Below are 18,127 nucleotides of genomic sequence, written 5' to 3' on the forward strand. Positions count from 1 at the left end.
ACTCGGCGGCCCGCACGAGACCCGCGACCCGCGGGAAGCCGGCAGATCCAAGCGGGTTGCGGGCGCCGGCGCCAGCGGAAAACGCCCCGGGCACCGGCCGGCGAACGGCCCGTGCGGACTCATGCGCCACACCTGCCGGTCCGCGCAGCCGGGCCTGCCGGCACGGCCGGCGCCAGTGGCCGCAGATCCGGCGCGGATTGCCAGCCGTCGGTGACCGGCCTGCATGCCGGCATCGCCGGCGGCGGCAGTCCGAAGCCGGTGCGCAGCTCGGGCGTCTGCAGCAGTTCGGCGGTGTGCCGGTACACCCAGGATTCGTCGCGCAGGGCGGCCGGGCGGGCGAGTTCGAAGCGGCCCACGATGCGCCCCGGCGCCGGCGCCATGACGAGGATGGCGTGCGACAGGCGCACCGCCTCCATCAGATCGTGCGTGATCATCAGCACCGCGGTGCCGCGCGCCGCCTGATGGTCCAGCAGCAGGCGGTACAGCTCTTCCTTCAATCCCACGTCCAGCGCCGAGAACGGTTCGTCGAGCAGCAGCAGGTCGGGTTCGAGCACCAGCGCGCGCGCCAGCGCCACGCGGCTTTGCATGCCGCCCGAAAGCTGGTGCGGGAACTTGTCGAGATCGCGCGCCGCCAGCCCCAGGCGCAGCGCCAGCGCATGCGCGCGCTCGTGCCGCGCGCGCCGCGCCATGCCGGTGGCCTTGAGGCCGAGCGCGATGTTGTCGAGCGCGGTCTTCCACGGCAGCAGCCGCGCCTGCTGGAACATGAAGGCGGTGGCGGCGAAGCGGTTTTCCACCTCGCCCGCCTGCACCGCGAGCAGATCCGCGCACAGATGCAGCAGCGTGGTCTTGCCGCAGCCGGACGGCCCCACCAGCGCCACCGATTCGCCGCTGCGCACCTCGAAGCCGATGTCCGCCAGCACTTCGTCGCGGCCATAGGCATGGCGCAGGCCCGCCACCCGCAAGCCGGCGGATGGCGGCGGACAGGTCGCGGCGGACGGAGAGGCCGCGCCGCCCGTCGCCGCGCCGGAGTGCGTTCCATCCGGCCCGGTCCGCCGCACGTCCAGCGCATCGTCCATGCTCATGCCCCCTGCTCGCGCCAGCGCTCGATCTCGCGCTTGACCGGCTCCAGCACCAGGTACTCCAGCGCCAGCAGCAAGCCGACCACCGCCACGATCCAGGCCATCGTCGCGGTGGTGTCCAGGTGCGCGCGCGTCACCGCCAGCGCCGCGCCGACGCCGTCCTGGGTGGCGAGCAACTCGGCCATCACCACCACCTTCCACGCGGTACCGAGCGCGGCGATCCAGGCCGGAAACAGGTAGGACGCCACGTGCGGCAGATAGACGTCGGCGAACATCATGCGGCGCGGCAGGCGGAAGGCCGCGGCCATGGTGCGCAACTGGTTGTCCAGCGTGCGCGCGCCCTGCAGCGCACCGACGAAGATCACCGGAAAGGCCGCGGCGAATACGGTGAATACCGGCGTGCCGTCGCCGGCGCCGAACCACAGCAGCGCCAGCACCAGCCAGGCGATGGGCGGCGTGCCCATCAGCACGGTGACGAGCGGGCGCGCCATCGTCGAGGCGGTGGCGGAGAGGCCGGCGGCCAGCCCCAGCGTGCTGCCGGCCGCTACCGACAGCGCATAGCCGGCCAGCGCGCGGCGCGCGGTGGCGGCCAGTTCGGGCCAGGCCGCGCCGCTCCGCATGAGATCGAACAGCGCGGCGAAGGCCGCGCGCGGGTCCGGCAGCACCAGCGGGCCATGGACGAGGCTCACCGCCTCCCATGCGGCCAGCAGCAGGAACAGGCTGGCGAGCGCGCCCCAGCCGCTCCACAGGTAGGCGGGCAGGCCGCCCAGCCAGGCGCGCAGCAGCTTCATGGGGACGCGGCGGGCCCGACGCCGTAGAACGCGTCGTCGGGCAGCTTGCCGCCGACCAGTGCCGGGTTCTTGCGCAGCAGTTCGCCGAACAGGAATTCCAGTTCGCCGCGTGCCGCGCGCGCGGGCACCGCCTCCATGCGGCTCACCGCGATCGAATCGGCCACCGCCTCGGCGCTCAGCGCATCCACCCGCGCCGCCACGCCGCGGCCGCATTCGGCGGCGTGGTCGCGGCACCAGGCCAGCGCGCGGGCGTACTCGGCTTCGATGCGCGCGGCCAGATCGGGCCGCTCGCGCAGCGCGCCCATCACCGCGATGCCCGCCTGCGGAATGCGCGCCTCGCGCTGGAAAACCCGCCCCCATTCGGTCTGCAAGTCGATGCTGCGATGCAGTTCCGGCGCCACCACGCTGAGCGGGAAGGAGCCCGTCTTGCGCAGCGCCATCGACACCGCCGGCTCGGCCAGCAGCGCATGGTCCACCCGCCGCATCACCAGCAACTGCATCGCATCGACCGGGCTCGCGACGTAGCGCAGGCGCAGGTCCTTGCGCGGGTCCAGGCCCTGCCGTTCGGCCAGCAGGCCGAACACGATGTCGGGCATGTCGCCGCGGAACGGCAGCGCCAGTTCCTTGCCGCGCAGGTCGGCGATCGTCTTCAGCGCCGGGTCGCGCGACACCAGCCACAGGATGCCCCAGGTGGAGACGTTGAGCAGGCGCAGCCTGGCGCCGCGGTTGTAGAGGTTGGCGGCGACGTTGGTGGGCATCGCCAGCACGTCGGCGCCGCCGTCGAGCGCCATCACGCGCAACTGGTCGGGGTCGCGCCACGGCACGAATTCGACGCGCTCGGCGACGTCCGCGAGCGCGCCGGAATCGACCATGCGGATCAGCGGGTTCGACACCGCGGCGGCCGGGCCCGCCAGCACCAGCTTCGGCAGCCTGGCGGCGCCGGCCGCGCCGGAAACGACGGCCAGCGCCAGCACTACGCAGACATGCAGCAGGACGCGCATCCAGGCGAATGCGGGAGCCGGCGCATGCATACCGTCCCGGCGCATGGCCGTGCCCTGCGGCGGCAGGCGCGCGGGGGCGGCCAGGCCGGCGCTGGTGCCGGCCGGGAGCAGGCGGCGATGGCAGGCGCACATGTCAGAATCTCCCCGACAGGCTCAGCGCGACGCCGCGCCCGGCCGCGGCCAGCTCCCGGCCCGAGACGCCGTCGGTCAGATGCTCGTGGTAGCGCTTGTCGGCGAGGTTGGTGAGCTTCACGCCCAGCGTGGCGGCATCGAAGGCGCCGAGCGCGCCGAAGTGCCAGCCGAACTCGCCGTCGGCGGTGACGAAGCCGGGGGTACGGTCTTCGGTGCCGTTGGAGAATTTCTTCGCGATGCGGTTCTGCGCCGCCACCGCGCGCAACTGCGCACGCCAGTAGAAGCCGCGTTCGGCCGGCTGGCCGATGCCCAGCGTCAATTCGGGCGCGGGCATCTGGTACAGCGGCTCGTCGTCCTGGTGGTTGGTGCCGCGCAGCCAGGTGAAGCCGGCATCGACCACCCAGGCGGCCAGCGGCACGCTGGCACCGCCTTCGACGCCGTAGATGGTGACGTGGTCGAGGTTCTCGGTGCGCTTGAGCGGCAGCCCGGTGCCGGGGTGGCGCGCGCCGGTGATGCGGCCGGCGATGTAGTCATCGACGCGGGTGTGGAAGGCGGCGAGCTGGTAGCTCAGCGCGCGCTCGCGCCCTTTCAGCCCGACCTCGAAACTGGTCGACACCTCCGGCGCGAGTTGCGGATTGCCGACGTGGTAGTAGCCGTCGCCGCGCGCCGAATCCTCGAAGCGCTCGCGCATGTCGGCGGCGCGGTAGGCCCGGCCGACGCTGGCATACACGCTCGTCGCCGCAGTCAGCGGATGGATCGCGCCCAGCGACCACGACAGGTTGCCGTCGGCGTTGTCCAGCCCGCTGGTCTGGGCCGCCGGCCCCGCGCCCTTCCGCTTGGCATCGCCCGTGACGCGGTCGTAGCGCGCCCCCGCCACCACGCGCGTGGCGCCCAGTGCGATCTCGTCCTGCACGAACAGGCCGGAGGATTCGATGCGGCCATCGACGAAGGGATCGTTGCGCTGGTTGTTGTTGAAGAAAGGCGCGTTGTTGTCGATGTAGCGCGCCGGGTCGCCCGTCATGCGCCACGTCTCGGCGCCCACCGTCAGCATCTGGGTCTCGCCCAGCGGCAGCAGGTATTTCGCGCGCGCGCCGTCGGTGGAGAAGGTGACGTCGTTGCGCACGTAGTCGCGCCCCAGCCTCGATGCGTAGGCGCGGATCTGGCGGAACACCTCCTGGTGATACACCTCCGCCGCAAGCTGGCCGGGGCCGAGCGCGGCATCGATGCCCAGCTCGTACAGTTCGCGCCGCTGCTCGGGCGAATGGATGGTCGCCACGCCCAGCGGCGCCGGGATGCCCGCGCCGCTGCGCGCCGAGCCGGGGTACCACACGTCGTGGTCGGTATGGCGCTGCAGGTTCAGCCGCAGGCTGACGTCGTCGGACAGACGATGGCGGTATTTCGCCAGCAGCGAATCGGATTCGTAGCCGGTGTTCGCTTCGCGTCCGTCCGGGCTGCGGTAGTCGCCGACCTCGCGGCCGGCGATGCCCAGCACCAGCGCATGCCCCGGATCGGAATGCGTCAGCAGCACGGCGCCGGCCAGACCGCGGTCCACACTGCTGGCGGCAAGGCCGATGCGCCCGCCCGTCCTGCTCGTGGCCGAAAAACGCGCATCCGGCGTCATCAGGTTCACCACCCCGCCCAGCGCGCCGCTGCCGTACAGCACCGAGCCCGGCCCCTTCACCACTTCGACGCGGTCGAGCAGTCCGAGATCGGCGAACGAGGCGATGGCCCCCTGCGGCTGGGCGGAATTCACCCGCAGGCCATCGACCATCACCACCACGCTTTCCTTCTTCAACCCGCGCAGCACCGGGTTCTGCCCCCATGCGCCATCGGCATGCACCGCCAGGCCGGGACGGCCGCGCAGCAGATCCCCCACCACCGTGGCGGCCGCCTCGGGCGTTCGCACGACCTCCACCGCCTGCGGCGTCTCCAGCGCATCCGCGGCGTAGCCCTTGGCGGTGACGAACTGCTCGGCAAGCACGGTCGCGGCCGCCTCGTCCGCCTCGGCGGCATCGGCGCGGGAAGATGACAACGGAAACACGGCCAGGCCCAGCAAGGCCAGAACCAGCGGACGCATACGCAGCACCATGCAGCACTCCATCGAAAGGATGGGCTGGCTGGCGGCGGCTGGCTTGCCCTGGGTGGAAACGGGATGTGCGGATAATACTGCAAATGAGAATTATTATTATTTGATCTTCGTCAAAAGTGGGACCTTGCTGGCCGGGAACTTGCCGCGGCCGGACGCCTGCGGAAACCGGAAGCGTCCGGAGATCGAAGGTTCAGGTTCCCATGCGTGCGGATAATCGGATGCCGGCCGGCAGCGGTCCCTCCGGCCAGGCACGCCGGGATACCGTAATGCGTTCAGTTCTCATTCGAGCTATAGTTGCGCGCTGCGTCTTGCCCTCCGGTCCGCCGATGCCTCCTCATTCCGCCCGTTCCCTCCCGATCCCCCGGCACACGACCGGAGACGACGCGTGAGCCGCATCGTCTCTTCCCTCCCCGGCCGCATACGCGTGCGCGACAAGACCCTGCGCAACCTCGAGCGCCTGGCCCGGGTCGAGCGCGCGCTCGGCGGCGTGCGCGGAGTGCATAACGTGCAGACCAACACCGGCGCGGGCAGCGTCGTGCTGCACTTCGATCCGAAGCAGGTGGACGTGGCCAAACTCGAAGGCGAGGTGGATGCGGTCATCGACGCGGTGCTGGCGGCGCCGGCGCGCGCGCCGGGCCAGCGTTCGCTGCGCGTGCAGGTGAACCGCTACGCCAAGATGGGCATGATCGGCAGCCTGGCGACTTCGCTCGCACTGGCCGCCACCGGACAGAAGCGCGGGCATGCGGTGTCGGGCGCAATCTTCGTGGCCTGCCTGGGCGTGCATCTGGGCGTACACAGGCGGCATCTGTTGCGCTGAAACCGGGATCGCGCCTCACGTGCCGCCCCGGAAACCGAGCAGGGCGAGCACGACGGTTTTTTCATCCGCCCGGATGGCGCGACACGGCAGGTCTGGTGGTGGGGGATGCGTTGAGCGGGCGAGGACTGTCCGAGCACCGAGCGCAGCGAGGGCGAGTTCCGCAGCCCGAGGAACGCATCCCCCGCCATCAGACCGGATTCCAGGCACTCAACCCCGGTAACCGAGGCGACGGTGGTGGAACGCCGGCACGGCCCCGGGGCGAGCCGCGTGATCCGGCGTCAGCCGCCAGGCGCGTCCTCGTGTTCCACGCAGCCAGCCGCCAGGCCCACCAGCCGCCTTGCCAGCGCGACCGCAGGCGCGCGGCTGCGGGCTTCGTCCGCGAGGTAGATCTCCAGCCCGAGATAGCGAAAGGCGCGGTTGTTCCAGATCTGCTCCGGGATCACGGTGCGCGCGTGCAGCGAGAACGGCGGGCCGAGCGGAATCACCCGCACCCTGCCGGCGTCGGCGCCGTCCTGCTCCAGGGCGGCGAGCAGCCGTTCGCGCAGGGGCGCGTCGGCGCAGATGAAGTCGGCGCACGGGCCGTTCTCGTCGAAACCGGTGTGCAGGTCGATCAGCAGGCGATGGCGCTTCAGTATGTGGGGCAGCAACTGCAGGTAGAGCGCGCGGTGCAGCGTGTCGTAGCGGAAACACTGGTCGGGGCGCGGGCGGCGCCCCGACAGACCTTCCGGGATCTCGAGCACCGCCACCTCCCGCGCCTGCAGGCCGGCGGCCACCTCGCGCCCGAAGTCGCGTTCCTCGCGGTGGATGCCCAGCACCAGCAGGGTGGCCGCGGGGTTCATGGCACGCGCGCGGCGACGGTCACTGCGCCGGGCCGTCGCCCGTCCACTGGTACAGCGTCTGGGTGGCCGAGTCGCAATTGGAGCAACTGCAGCCGCAGGTCGACCCCGGCGGCAGGCGCTTGACCCGGCCCTTGCGCTCCAGCGTGCCGAGCATCGCTTCCAGCGCCTCGGGCGTGCTGTCCAGGCCGTTGGCCATGTCGGCCAGGCTCGCGCGGCGATGCTCGCGCAGGTAGTTGCTCAGACGGGACAGGATCATGCGGATCTCCGTTCAAGCCCGCTGCGGCAGCGGCAGGCGCGCGCCTGCATCGCGCGCGCCGTAGCGGCGCAGCAGGAACATGACCACCGCGAACGCCACGACGACGGTGGCGATCCAGCCCAGCGACGCGCCCGGATGGCGCGCCCAGGTCGCGGCCTGGTAGTACAGCGTGGCCAGGCCGTAGCCCAGGCCGGTGGTCCATGCGGCGACGAACATCGTCCAGCGCATGCCGGCTTCCTGGTACATCGCGGCGACGGCCGCGGTGCACGGGAAGTACAGCAGGATGAACAACAGGTAGGCGAAGGCGCCGGCCGCGCCGTCGAAACGCGCCGCCATGGCGCCGAAGGTGCCGGTGGACACTTCCTGCTCTTCGGCCACCGCGGCCTGGTCGCTCAGATCGCCCACGTCGAGCCCGATCGGGTCCGCCCATGCGCCCAGCGCCTTGGCGAGATTTTCCGGAATGGTGGCGAACGCGGCTTCCACGCTGGTGCGCAGGTCGAACGGCTCCTCTTCCCCGCCGCCGCCAGCGTCCTCCTCGGCCAGTGCCGAATAGGTGGCGTTCAGCGTGCCGACGACCGCTTCCTTGGCCAGCACGCCGGTGAAGATGCCGACCGCCGCCGGCCAGTTCTCCTCGGTCAGCCCCATCGGGCCGAAGGCGGGCGCGATGCCGCGGCCGACCGCGGCGAGCACCGAGGCGTCGCTGTCCTCGTTGCCGTAGCTGCCGTCGGTGCCGATCGCGTTGAGGAAGTTGAGCACCAGCACCATCGGCACGATGACGCGCCCGGCGCGGAAGATGAAGCTCTTGAGCCGGTCCCAGGTGTGGATGAGCACGCCCTTCGCGGTGGGCAGGTGGTAGGGCGGCAGTTCCATGATGAAGGGCGTGGCCTCGCCCTTGAGCAGGGTGTTGCGCAGCACCAGCCCGGTCAGGATGGCCACCGCGATGCCGATCAGGTAGAGGCCGAACACCACGTTCTGCGCGCCTTCGGGGAAGAACGCGGCGGCGAACAGCACGTACACCGGCAGGCGCGCGCCGCACGACATGAACGGCGCCATGGCGATCGTCATCAGCCGGTCGCGGCGGTGCTCCAGCGTGCGCGTGGCCATGATCGCCGGCACGTTGCAGCCGAAGCCGACGATCAGCGGCACGAAGGACTTGCCCGGCAGGCCGACCCAGCGCATGAAGCGGTCCATGACGAAGGCCGCGCGCGCCATGTAGCCGGAGTCTTCCAGCACCGACAGGAACAGGTACAGGAAGCCGATCACCGGGATGAAGGTGGCGACCACCTGCATGCCGCCGCCGATGCCCTTGGCGACGAGTAGATTGAGCCACGCCGGCGCGCCGAGGCCGGCGAGCGCCTCGCCCAGGCCGTCGACCAGCAGCGCGCCGGCGAACTGGTCGAAGAAGTCGATGAAGGCGCCGCCGATGTTGATGGTGAAGAGGAACATCAGGTACATCATCACCAGGAAGATCGGGATGCCGAGCGCGCGGTGGAGCACCACGCGGTCGATGCGGTCGGTGATGTCGCGGCTGGCGCGCCCGCTCACCGCCACCACCTCGCCGGCGATGCGGTTGGCGAGCCCGTAGCGGGCGTCGGCGATCATGATGTCGAGATCGTCGCCGAGCCCGCCGCCGGCCTGCTCCGCCAGCGCGGCGAGTCCGTCGCCGGCGGTGGCGCGGGCGAGATCGTCGCCTTCCAGCAGGCGCACCGCGAGCCAGCGCGCCGACGTGCCGGCGCCTTCGGCCGCCTGCGTCAGTTGCGGCACCAGCGCCGCGATCGCCTCTTCCAGCGCGGGCTGGTAGTCGATGAGCGCACTGGCCGGGCGGCGCGCCTCGGCCGCGGCGCGGATCGCCTCCTTCAGCGCGTCGATGCCCTCGCCTTCGGAAGCCACCACCGGCAGCACCGGGCAGCCGAGCCGCCGCGACAGCGCTTGCGCGTCGATGCGCATGCCCTTGTCGCGCGCGACGTCGACCATGTTGAGCACCACCAGCACCGGCACCCGCATCTCGGCGAGCTGGGTGGTGAGGTAGAGGTTGCGCTCCAGGTTGGAGGCATCGACGATATTGATGACCAGGTCGGCCTCGCCGGCATGCACGTAGTCGCGCGCCACGCGTTCGTCGAGCGAGACTTCGCGGTCCACCACGTCCAGCGAGTAGGTGCCGGGCAGGTCGACGACCTCGAAGTGGATGTTCTCGCGGCGGTATTCGCCGCTCTTCTTCTCGACCGTGACGCCGGGCCAGTTGCCCACCCGCTGGCGCGAGCCGGTGAGCGCGTTGAACAGCGTGGTCTTGCCGCAATTGGGGTTGCCGACGAGGGCCAGGGTGTAGCGGGTATCCATCACAGTTTCTCCACCGTCAGCGCATCAGCTTCGTCCTTGCGCAGCGACAGCGCGAAGCCGCGCACGCGGATCTCGACCGGATCGCCCATCGGCGCGACCCGCGTCACGCTCAGTTCGGCGCCCGGGGTCAGGCCGAGCGCCAGGAGCTTGCGGCGATAGGCGCCGCCGCCCTCGGAAAAGCCGAGCACCTTGGCGCGGTCGCCGACGGCGAGTTGCTTGAGCATCATTTGGAATTCTCCAGGGTCCGGAAACAGGCGGCGATGCCGGAGCACCGCCCGGTATAAGGGTTCATCGGATCAGACCTTGCACACCATGATCTTGTGGGCCATGCCGCCGCCGAGCGCGAAGCGCGCCTCGCCGCGCAACACGACGAGCCCGGCGCCCTGGCGCTGGCGCACGATGATCTCGCTGCCGACGTTCAGGCCCATCTCGGCGACCCGCCGCGCCATGCCGGCGCCGCCGACGATGGCGGCCACCCGCAGGACGTCGCCCTCGGCGGCCATGGCGAGCGGAAAGGTGGCGGCGGACCGGGGCGCGTTCATCCGGCAAGCTCGCTGACGGGAAGACGGGCCGGCGCCGCGGCGCGTTGCCGCCGCCGCTGCCGCGGCAGGCCGGCGCCCGCCAGTGCGCGCAGCAGAATCGCGATGGTGCTGCCGTTGTGCAGCGCCGAGGCGGCCACCGGGCTCAGGAAGCCGAAGGCGGCGGCCGACAGCACCGCGGTGTTCAGGCCCACGGTGAGCTTGAAGTTGCTGTCGATCAGGCGCCGCGTGGCCAGGGCCAGCGCCTTCGCGTCGGCGACGCGGCCGATGTCGTCTTCCAGCAGCGCGATGTCCGACGCCAGGCGCGCGACGTCGGCGCCGTTGTGCATCGAGATGCCGACGTGCGCGCCGGTGAGCGCGGGCGCATCGTTGACGCCGTCGCCCACGAAGGCGATGCGGGCACCCTCGTCAGCGAGCTGCTTCAGGATGCGCGCCTTGTCTTGCGGCAGCAGGCCGGCGTGGAAGGCGTCCAGCCGCAGTTCCCCGGCCATCGCCTGCGCGCGCTCGGGATGGTCGCCGGTGAGCATGACGATGCGCCTGGCGCCGAGCCGGCGCAGCCGCGCCACCGTCGCCGCGCTGTTGGGGCGCAGCGTGTCGCTCAACGCCAGGAGTCCGAGCAGTTCGCCGTCGTAGGCGATGTAGAGCAGCGTCTTGCCTTCGCGGCGCAGGCGGTCGATCACGTCGAGGTGGTCGCGGGTGGAAACGCCTTCGTCGTCCTCGACGAAGTGGCGCGAGCCGACGACGATGCGCTTGCCGTCGATGACGCTGGCCACGCCGTGGGCGACGATGAACTGCACTTCCTTGTGGTCGAAGTGGTGCGGATGATCCAGCCGGTGCGACGCCTGCACCACCGCCAGCGCCATGGGGTGGAAATAGTGCTCCTCGACCGACGCGGCGAGGTTGATCAGGTCTTCCGGCGTGTAGCCGGCCCGCAGGGCGACGGAATCGGTCACCTTCAGCGCGCCGCTGGTCAGCGTGCCGGTCTTGTCGAACACGAAGGTGTCGGCGTCGGCCAGGCGTTCCAGCGCGCGGGCGCCCTTCACCAGCATGCCGGACCTGCCGGCCTCGTACATCGCCGCCTTGAAGGCGACCGGCGTGGACAGCTTGAGCGCGCACGAATAGTCGGCCTGCAGCACCGCGGCCACGCGCTGCCAGTCGCGCGCCACCAGCCAGGTAGCGCCGGCCAGCCCCAGCACCATCGGCACCAGGCGGTCGGCCAGGCGGGCGGCTTCGAGCTGGGTGTTGCTCTTGGCGGCGAGCGACTGCTCGACGAAATCGGCGATGCGCGCCGCGGCCGCCTGCGCGCCGACCTTTTCGGCATAGATGCGCAGGCGGCCCTCGTCGACCAGCGTGCCCGACAGCACCGGGTCGCCGCGGCGCCGCGCCACCGGCACGCTCTCGCCGGTCATCGTCGCTTCGTTGACCAGCGCCTCCCCGCCCAGCACCGTGCCGTCGACCGGGATCACCGTGCCGGTGGCGGCGATCACCGTGTCGCCCACGCGCACCTCGGCGGCATCGACCTGCACCTCGGCGCCGCCGCGCTCGACCCACACTTCGCTCACCGCCGGCTTGAGCAGGTGCTTGAGCAGTTCGTCGGAGCGCTGTTCGATCGACTCTTCGAGATACTCGCCCAGCGCGAGCAGGAAGGACGTGGTGTTAGCGGTCAGGAAGTCGCGGCGGCCAATCGAGATCGCCACCGCCATTGCCTCCAGCACGTGCGAGGTGACGCCCTTTTCGAGGAAATCGTCCATCGCCTCGCCCAGCAGCGGGATCGCCGTGCCGAACGCGACCGGCGCCTGCAGTTGCGGGCGCAGCGCGCGGGTGGCCAGCAGCGTGGCGCCGCTCAGCGCCACCGGCGCCATGCTCACCTCGCCGTTGCCCCTGCCCGGCCGTGCCGGGAGCACCGGCGGCGCCAGGCCGAGGATGGCCGCGCCCAGCGCGCCGGCATCGGTGCGCCCGGGCTCGAAGTCGATCACCAGCGCGCGCGCCGCCGCGTTGATGCGCACCTTCGCCACGCCGTCCAGCGCCGCCACCGCGCGCTCGATCTGCCTAGGTTCCCGCGGCGCGCCGGCGCGGCAGCCGTAGCGGAAGCGCACCCGGCCGCGGGTGGCATGCACCGGCTCCAGCAGCGAGAACCAGCCGCCGCCCATCATGCGTCTCCGTGGCGCTCCGCTTCGACTTCGGCCCGGATGTCGGCCATCTGCTCCTTCATTTCCTCGAAGCCGCCGGCGATGCCGGTGTAGAGCTTCATCGCCGACTTGACAATCTTGCCGCGCAGTTCCTCGTCGCTGAGCACCCAGGCCGCGGCGGCGCCGATCAGCGCGCCGATCAGGAACTGCTCGGTGTTGCGCGTGCGCAGGAAGGCCGGCATGCCCTGCAGCAGGCCGGCGTCCATGCCCGCGGCGGCCAGTCCGGCCTGGATGCCGGCCTGCATCCCGGGACCGGCGCCGAAGCCCTGCCCCTGGCCGAAACCGAAGCCGTTGCCGGCGCCGTAGGCTGCTCCCGCGGCCTCCCCGCCGTATCCGCCCGCCGCTTCGCCGCCCCAGCCGCCGCCCTGCCAGGCAGCCCCGCCGTATTGCGGGCCGCCCTGCATCGTGCCCGCCGGGCCGGCGCCGTAGCGCTTCTTGTGCTTCTTAGCCATTGTCCTTCTCCATGTCGGCCTGCGCGGCGTCGCGCAGCATTCGTTCGATGAACAGCACGCCGGCGGCGCCCGCCGCGGCCGTGAGCAGCGCCGCACCGTAGTCCTGCCGGTGCAGCGCGGCGGCGGCCTGCGCCCCCGCCGTCAGCGCCGTTCCTGCTTGCAGCGCATGGCGCAGCACCCGCTTCAGGTCGGCGGGCGAGGTCGGCGACGGCCTGTCCTGGAAGGCGGAAAGGCAGCCTCCGGCGACGAAGCCGCGGATGAAATCGCCGCCCGCGGCCTGCTGCGGCGCAGCGCCTGCCGCATAGGGGTAGTAGGGCCGGATCGGGGCAAGCACGGCGTCACTCCTGGGCAGGTTCATCGCCCGCGGGCCTGGCCGCGGGTTTCGCCGCGGCCTTGGGCGCACGCGGCGCGGCCTTGCGCGGCGCACGGCGCGCGGGCGCCTTCGCGGCGGGAGTGTCTTCGGCGGCATCCGCCTTCGCGGCGGGGGCCTCGGGCTCTGCCGCCCCGGGCTCTGCCGCTTCGGCCGCGGCGCCGGCCAGGCGCTGGCGCGCGCGCGCCGAAGCCTGCTCGATCGCCTCGAGGCTCGACACCGTGGCGTCGCGCAGCCTGTCCTGGGCCTTCTCCAGCCCTGCCTTGGCCTTGTCCGCCTTCATCAGGCGGAGCGCGACCGCGCCGGCCAGCACGCCGGCGGCGAATGGAAGCAGCGGGAACATGTCAATTCTCCTTTCGATGGCGGCCGATCCTGTTCTTCAACAGGTAGCTCCCGGCGCCCCCCGCGACCATGCCGGCCAGCATGGCGGGGTGTGCTCGACGCAGGAGCGGACTGAAGAGGCCGAGCGGGCCGGCATGCGGCCCCAGCTGGGCCAGCGCCCGCTCGAGGAAATCCGACACCGGCCCGTGGCGGACGTACGCCTGCTGCGGCGGAATGCCGCGCGCGGCGTGGTAGCTTTCCTGCGCCTGCGCATCGGACACCGCCTGGCGGAAGGCGGGCAGATGGCGCTCGAAGGCGGTCGCCTGCAGGTCCTGCAGCACGCGCCGCGCCTCGGGCTCGGCGACGTTCGCCAGCAGGTAGCCGTACAGCCGGATCTTGCCGGCCTCGCCGGCCATCGCACGCTCGCAGTTGGCCAGCCACAGCGGCGCCACCGAGGTCTGCTGCGGGAAGGGGTCCAGCGGGCGCGGAATGCCGAAGCGCTCGCACAGCGCCGCCAGCGCCGCCACCTGCTGCTCCTGCGAGCGCAGCACGTCGGCGAAGGGCGGGCGCGGGCCGAACGCCTCCACGACGCGGGCATGGAAACTGCGCGCCGCATACTCTTCGTACATCGCGATCCGCACCGCCTGGTGCAGCACGGGGAAGGGCGCGGCGGAATCGATGCGCCGGCCGCGCAGGATCAGTTCGTCATAGTTCTGCATTGCGGATCTCCCGCCACGCGTCGTGGAGAATGCGCTCGAGGATCTCCGCCGCGCCGGAATCGACGCCGGCCATGAAATCGCCCCACGCCTGCATCGGGATCACGTCGGGGTCGTAGCGCACGGTGCATGAGCGTGCGAGCAGGTTGAGCTGCACTGCATGCACGCCGGGGATGCGGTCGAGGATGTCCTGGAAGGCCCGCACGCGCCTGTCGGGCAGCTCGAAGGCCGCCTCTTGCGGCTCCAGCTTGAGCCTCACGCGGCCGCGGATGTGATGCGCGATGCGCACGCCCGCGAGGCCGCCACGCAGTTCGTCAAAGCCAGGCGCCATCCGCCTCTCCCCACCTACGGAACGGGAGCGACTGCAGGCCGCCCCGGTGACGACGGCGCCCTTCAGGCGCCCCCATGGCGGGAAACTCCCCGCCCGGTACCTGGCTTGCCGTTCCACGGCTGGCTACGCGAACCGCCCGAACGAGAAACCGCGCCATCCGCCGCCTGCGGTGCAGGCCGGCGAGAGACATCCGGTTCGTCGGGAATCGTCTGCAACATATACCCATACGGCCACCCATGCTCTGATATCGATCAACTTCCCGCAGGCTGCCGGCGCATCATCCCCTGCCGGCATCCGCATGGTTGTCGAGCGCGACGCCGAAATGCCAGCGGGCCAGCGTCGGCGCTCCGCCCCCGGCCGGCGCCACCCGCCACACGTCGCCGCCATCGCCGGTGGCCAGCAGCACATCGCCCTCGGGCAGCAGCGCGCACACCCGCGGCGTGGGCAGCACCGCGAGGGGCCGGCCGTCCCGCGCCCACAGCGCGGTGACGCCGGCGCGCGTGCAGCTCACCGCGAAACCGCCGCCCACCGCGGCGACATCGCCGGCGTAGGTGCCGCAGGCGGCGAGCAGGGCGTCGTCGGCCTCGCCGTAGCGCAGCCGCTCGCCGTCGAGCAGGGCGAACAGCGGTCTCGGCTCGCGCCCTTCGTTCTGCAGCGCGACGCCGACGGTGCCGTCGGCGGCCTGGGCGACGTGGCGCACGCTCATGAAGGCATCCGGCAGCCGGTGCTGCGACAGCAGCCGCCCGCCGGCCGGATCGAGCAGCGCCAGCGACGGGTCCATGCTGTCGAGATTGCGCTTGACGCGCCCGGTCTCGGGCAGCGTCAGGATGCCGCCGTTGGCCACCGCGAGCCGGCCGTCGGCGAGCAGCGCGACCGCATGCGGGCCGATCCCGCCCACCTCCCACAACGCAATCTGTTCCAGCGTGCGTGCGTCATGGACACCGAGCCGGCCGTCGCCGCTGTCGAGATCGGTGGCGGTGGCGAAGAGCAGGCGAGCGTCGCGGCTGAAGGCGAAATGCCCCTCGAAGCGGATGTCGTCGTCGGCGTCGAAGCGCGCCAGTTCCCGCCCGCTCGCCACATGCCAGCGGACCAGGAAGCTGCCCGGCCGCCGCGCCGCGACCACCGCGCTGCCGTCGCTGGCCGGGTGCCAGGCGATGTCGTGGCCGCGCGCGGGCAGCGCCAGGGCAGAACTCGCGGCATGCGGGCGGCCGGCATGGAAGGCGGACGGCCGTTCGGCCGAATCGCTCCAGCAGGTCAAGAGCCTGGGCGCGGATTGCGCCACGGCCGCACGCAGCGGCGGCGCGGCGAGCAGCAGGCCGGCGGCGGGCACGGCCGCCAGCAGCCGGCGGCGCAGCGGATCAGTCGCCATCGTTGTCTCCGAAGCCGATCGACACTTTCAGCGCACCGGCGACGTCGTTGCCGAGCACCGCCTGCAGCCGGCCCAGCGCATCGATGGCGGTGGCCGCTGCCGCACGCCCGCGGGCGGAGGCGAGATCGTCCGGCAGCGCGGCGAGCGCGCCCTCGGCCGCCGCCACGCGGGCATCGACCCGCCCGGCCAGTTCCAGCAGGCCGCGTCCGCGCAGCACGGCGGTGAGCCCGTACGCCTGCCCGGCACCCTGCAGGCCGGCGCGCACGCCGGCGAAGTAGGCCGCCAGGTGCGCGCGCGTCCGGCCGCTGCGCCAGGCATCAAGCTCGGGCGCGGCATTCTTGGCGCGCAGCGGCTTTTCCAGGTATTTGAGGCGCAGGGTGTCGATGCTGCCGATGAGGATGTTCACCCCATCGGTCAGCATGCGCGCCTGCTCTTCGTCTCCGGCATCGGGCACTGCCTGCGCCCACGCCGGCCACGCTTCGGCCACCGGGCGGACGGTGTCGGCCACGTCGCGCGCCACCCATTCCGCGTAGGCGCAGGCCCTGGCGTCGGTGGCGAGCGCGGCGCGGCCGCGGTCGAACAACAGGTATTCCAGCGCCGGCAGGCCGCGTGCGGTGGTGCCGACGCGCGCGGCCGCATCCGGGCTGAAGCCGGCGGCGGTGGTTTCGATCTGCGCCGGCCGCGTGGGCCAGAAGTCGACGCGGCGCAGCAACCGGCTGTCCATCGCCGGCCCCAGCGGCAGCGCCGCCACGCGGCGCAGCGCCAGCGCGGCCTCCTCCCATTGCCGGCGCGCCTGGGCGGTGGCGGCCGCGTCGCGCCGTTCGCACGATTCGTGCACCGCGTCGGCGAGCGCCTGCGAGCTTGCGGACAGATCGGCATACGCCGGCTGCAGGTAACCGCGGGCGAGACCCTCCATCCACTGCGCGGGCGCCACCACCGGTGCCGGCGGCGCGGCGTAGGCGCAGGCCGCGCCCAGCGCCAGGACGGGAACGATGCACAGGCAGCGCAGCTTCATCACAGCGACTCCAGGAAACGGATCAGGGCAGCACGCCCGGCCTTCGGCATGTCCAGCACGGCCTGCTTCGCCGCCTCCGCCTCGCCGCCGTGCCACAGCACGGCTTCCATCAGGTTGCGCGCGCGGCCGTCGTGCAGGAAGAAGGTATGGCCGTTGACCGTCTTCACCAGGCCGAGCCCCCACAGCGGCGGCGTGCGCCATTCCCGGCCGTCGGCGGCGAAGTCCGGGCGGTGGTCGGCCAGCCCCTCGCCCATGTCGTGCAGCAGCAGGTCGGTGTAGGGGTAGATGGTCTGGCGGGACAGTTCCGGCAGGCCGGGGACGTCGCCGGTGACGTGGCGCGGCACGTGGCAAGCGGCACAGCCGGCGGCGTGGAACAGCCCCTTGCCCTGCAGTACCTGCGCGTCGCGCGGGTCGCGGCGCGCCGGCACGGCGAGCGTGGTGGTGTAGAAGACGGTGCGTTCGAAGGCGCGGTCGTCCAGGTCGACGGTGGGTTCCCCGCGCCCGCTGCGCCACGCCGCCTCGCGCTGCTGGCGCTCGCGGCAGTCGGTCTGCGCGGCGGTGCATTCCTCGTGCGGGAACATCGACGAGGTGATGCCCATGTCGCCGTTGAAGGCACCGCCCGTCTGGTGGGCGACGCTGCCCACGTTGGCCTTCCAGCCGAAGCGGCCGATCACCCAGTCCTGGCGCGATGCGTCCCACACGCGGTTGGGGCGGCCGGACACGCCCTGCCCGGCCGCGGCCTGGCGCTCGGCGATCGCCAGCAGGCCGGCCTCGGGAATCGCTTCGAGCAGTCCGAGCCCGATCACCTGCGGCGCGATGCGCGGCGACATCAGCGTGCCGGGGTGCAGCGGACCGTAGGCGAGGTTGCGCAGCCGGTAGGCCGGGCGGCGCAGGCGGTAGCGCGTGCCGTCTGCGAAGCGGCCCGGCTGCTCGGTGTATTCGATGACGACCTCGGCCTCGGGCTTGATGCCGGCGATGGCGGCGTTGTTCAACTGGCCGCCGTAGGCCGGCTCGGGGATCACGCCGTCCTTGCCGGTGTCCTGGCCCGGCGCCGCCGGGATGGACAGCCGCAGCAGCAGGCCGACGGGCTGTTCGGTGCTGGCGCCCGCCTTCACCGCGGGCGGCGCGGCGCGCCCGTCCATGGCGTGGCAGCCGGCACAGGAACGGGTGATGAAATGCGGCCCGAGCCCGTCGCGCCCGGTGGTGGAGGCCGGCGCCTCGACCCAGTTCTTCTTGAAGAAGGAGTTGCCGATGAAGAATGCCGTCTGCCGCTCGACCGACAGGTTGGCGGCGGGATAGGAAAAGGCGTTGCGCCCGAAATCGTTGACGGTGGTGTCGCCGCCGGCGAGTTCCTCGCCGGGCTCGTAGCCGGGCAGCGGCGCGGCGCCGGTCAAACAAAACGCGGCGCCCGCGAGCGCCGCAACCTGAAGCAGTCTGGAACCCATGGCGGGTCGTTCTCCCGATCGATCGAAACGGGCGGCAGC

Annotated in this window: 19 protein-coding genes; 1 reads left to right on the top strand and 18 read right to left on the bottom strand. The window is 72.0% G+C overall.

What is annotated here, in order from left to right; all coding sequences use genetic code 11:
• Positions 1-119: 119 nt before the first annotated feature.
• The 4 genes from CCZ27_RS15045 to CCZ27_RS15060 are packed head-to-tail and all read right to left on the bottom strand — an operon-like array spanning position 120 to position 5,092.
• The gene (locus CCZ27_RS15045) at positions 120-1,082 is read right to left on the bottom strand and encodes an ABC transporter ATP-binding protein (RefSeq protein ID WP_232516432.1); all 963 of its coding nucleotides are present in this window, start codon (positions 1,080-1,082) and stop codon (positions 120-122) included.
• Positions 1,079-1,870, bottom strand: coding sequence for an ABC transporter permease (locus tag CCZ27_RS15050; protein ID WP_096449463.1), 792 nt, complete (start codon positions 1,868-1,870; stop codon positions 1,079-1,081). Before CCZ27_RS15050 ends, CCZ27_RS15045 begins: the two co-directional genes overlap by 4 nt.
• On the bottom strand, positions 1,867-3,003 hold the full coding sequence (locus tag CCZ27_RS15055) for an ABC transporter substrate-binding protein (protein WP_232516433.1): 1,137 nt from the start codon (positions 3,001-3,003) through the stop codon (positions 1,867-1,869). Before CCZ27_RS15055 ends, CCZ27_RS15050 begins: the two co-directional genes overlap by 4 nt.
• Before the next feature lies 1 nt (position 3,004).
• A complete protein-coding gene (locus CCZ27_RS15060; protein ID WP_096449465.1) occupies positions 3,005-5,092 on the bottom strand; it encodes a TonB-dependent receptor plug domain-containing protein in 2,088 nt (695 codons plus the stop codon).
• Between the two features lie 385 nt (positions 5,093-5,477).
• Between CCZ27_RS15060 and CCZ27_RS15065 the strand changes: the two genes are divergently transcribed.
• Positions 5,478-5,909 (top strand): HMA2 domain-containing protein, encoded by a 432-nt coding sequence (locus CCZ27_RS15065; RefSeq protein WP_096449466.1) that lies wholly within the window; start codon positions 5,478-5,480, stop codon positions 5,907-5,909.
• Between the two features lie 278 nt (positions 5,910-6,187).
• Here the strand turns inward: CCZ27_RS15065 and CCZ27_RS15070 are convergent, their stop codons facing one another.
• The 14 genes from CCZ27_RS15070 to CCZ27_RS15135 form a co-directional block, all read right to left on the bottom strand.
• Complete coding sequence (locus tag CCZ27_RS15070; RefSeq protein WP_096449469.1) at positions 6,188-6,748, bottom strand: hypothetical protein; 561 nt, start codon at positions 6,746-6,748, stop codon at positions 6,188-6,190.
• A 19-nt stretch (positions 6,749-6,767) separates the two neighbouring features.
• Positions 6,768-7,004 (bottom strand): FeoC-like transcriptional regulator, encoded by a 237-nt coding sequence (locus CCZ27_RS15075; RefSeq protein ID WP_096449471.1) that lies wholly within the window; start codon positions 7,002-7,004, stop codon positions 6,768-6,770.
• Between the two features lie 12 nt (positions 7,005-7,016).
• Entirely contained in the window at positions 7,017-9,341 is a 2,325-nt protein-coding gene (gene feoB, locus CCZ27_RS15080) for a Fe(2+) transporter permease subunit FeoB (protein ID WP_096449473.1), read from the bottom strand.
• The gene (locus CCZ27_RS15085) at positions 9,341-9,568 is read right to left on the bottom strand and encodes a FeoA family protein (protein ID WP_096449475.1); all 228 of its coding nucleotides are present in this window, start codon (positions 9,566-9,568) and stop codon (positions 9,341-9,343) included. Before CCZ27_RS15085 ends, feoB begins: the two co-directional genes overlap by 1 nt.
• Before the next feature lie 69 nt (positions 9,569-9,637).
• The gene (locus CCZ27_RS15090) at positions 9,638-9,883 is read right to left on the bottom strand and encodes a FeoA family protein (RefSeq protein WP_096449477.1); all 246 of its coding nucleotides are present in this window, start codon (positions 9,881-9,883) and stop codon (positions 9,638-9,640) included.
• The gene (locus tag CCZ27_RS15095) at positions 9,880-12,033 is read right to left on the bottom strand and encodes a heavy metal translocating P-type ATPase (RefSeq protein WP_198363133.1); all 2,154 of its coding nucleotides are present in this window, start codon (positions 12,031-12,033) and stop codon (positions 9,880-9,882) included. Before CCZ27_RS15095 ends, CCZ27_RS15090 begins: the two co-directional genes overlap by 4 nt.
• Complete coding sequence (locus CCZ27_RS15100) at positions 12,030-12,521, bottom strand: hypothetical protein (protein WP_198363134.1); 492 nt, start codon at positions 12,519-12,521, stop codon at positions 12,030-12,032. Before CCZ27_RS15100 ends, CCZ27_RS15095 begins: the two co-directional genes overlap by 4 nt.
• Positions 12,514-12,855 carry a hypothetical protein gene (locus CCZ27_RS15105; RefSeq protein ID WP_232516434.1) on the bottom strand — a complete coding sequence of 114 codons (342 nt, stop codon included), beginning with the start codon at positions 12,853-12,855 and terminating at the stop codon, positions 12,514-12,516. Before CCZ27_RS15105 ends, CCZ27_RS15100 begins: the two co-directional genes overlap by 8 nt.
• Positions 12,856-12,859: 4 nt before the next feature.
• A complete protein-coding gene (locus CCZ27_RS15110) occupies positions 12,860-13,234 on the bottom strand; it encodes a hypothetical protein (protein ID WP_096449481.1) in 375 nt (124 codons plus the stop codon).
• Between the two features lies 1 nt (position 13,235).
• Positions 13,236-13,931 (bottom strand): ferritin-like domain-containing protein, encoded by a 696-nt coding sequence (locus CCZ27_RS15115; protein WP_096449483.1) that lies wholly within the window; start codon positions 13,929-13,931, stop codon positions 13,236-13,238.
• Positions 13,918-14,259, bottom strand: a complete 342-nt coding sequence (locus CCZ27_RS15120) for a heavy-metal-associated domain-containing protein (RefSeq protein WP_096449485.1) — start codon at positions 14,257-14,259, stop codon at positions 13,918-13,920. Before CCZ27_RS15120 ends, CCZ27_RS15115 begins: the two co-directional genes overlap by 14 nt.
• 277 nt (positions 14,260-14,536) lie before the next feature.
• Entirely contained in the window at positions 14,537-15,628 is a 1,092-nt protein-coding gene (locus CCZ27_RS15125; protein ID WP_096449487.1) for a DUF1513 domain-containing protein, read from the bottom strand.
• Complete coding sequence (locus tag CCZ27_RS15130; RefSeq protein ID WP_096449489.1) at positions 15,618-16,643, bottom strand: imelysin family protein; 1,026 nt, start codon at positions 16,641-16,643, stop codon at positions 15,618-15,620. The genes CCZ27_RS15125 and CCZ27_RS15130 overlap by 11 nt, the downstream gene beginning before the upstream one ends.
• On the bottom strand, positions 16,643-18,088 hold the full coding sequence (locus CCZ27_RS15135) for a di-heme oxidoreductase family protein (protein WP_096449491.1): 1,446 nt from the start codon (positions 18,086-18,088) through the stop codon (positions 16,643-16,645). Before CCZ27_RS15135 ends, CCZ27_RS15130 begins: the two co-directional genes overlap by 1 nt.
• Positions 18,089-18,127: the final 39 nt, after the last annotated feature.

It is taken from the genome of Thauera sp. K11, from assembly GCF_002354895.1.
In the GTDB taxonomy this organism is placed as follows: domain Bacteria; phylum Pseudomonadota; class Gammaproteobacteria; order Burkholderiales; family Rhodocyclaceae; genus Thauera; species Thauera sinica.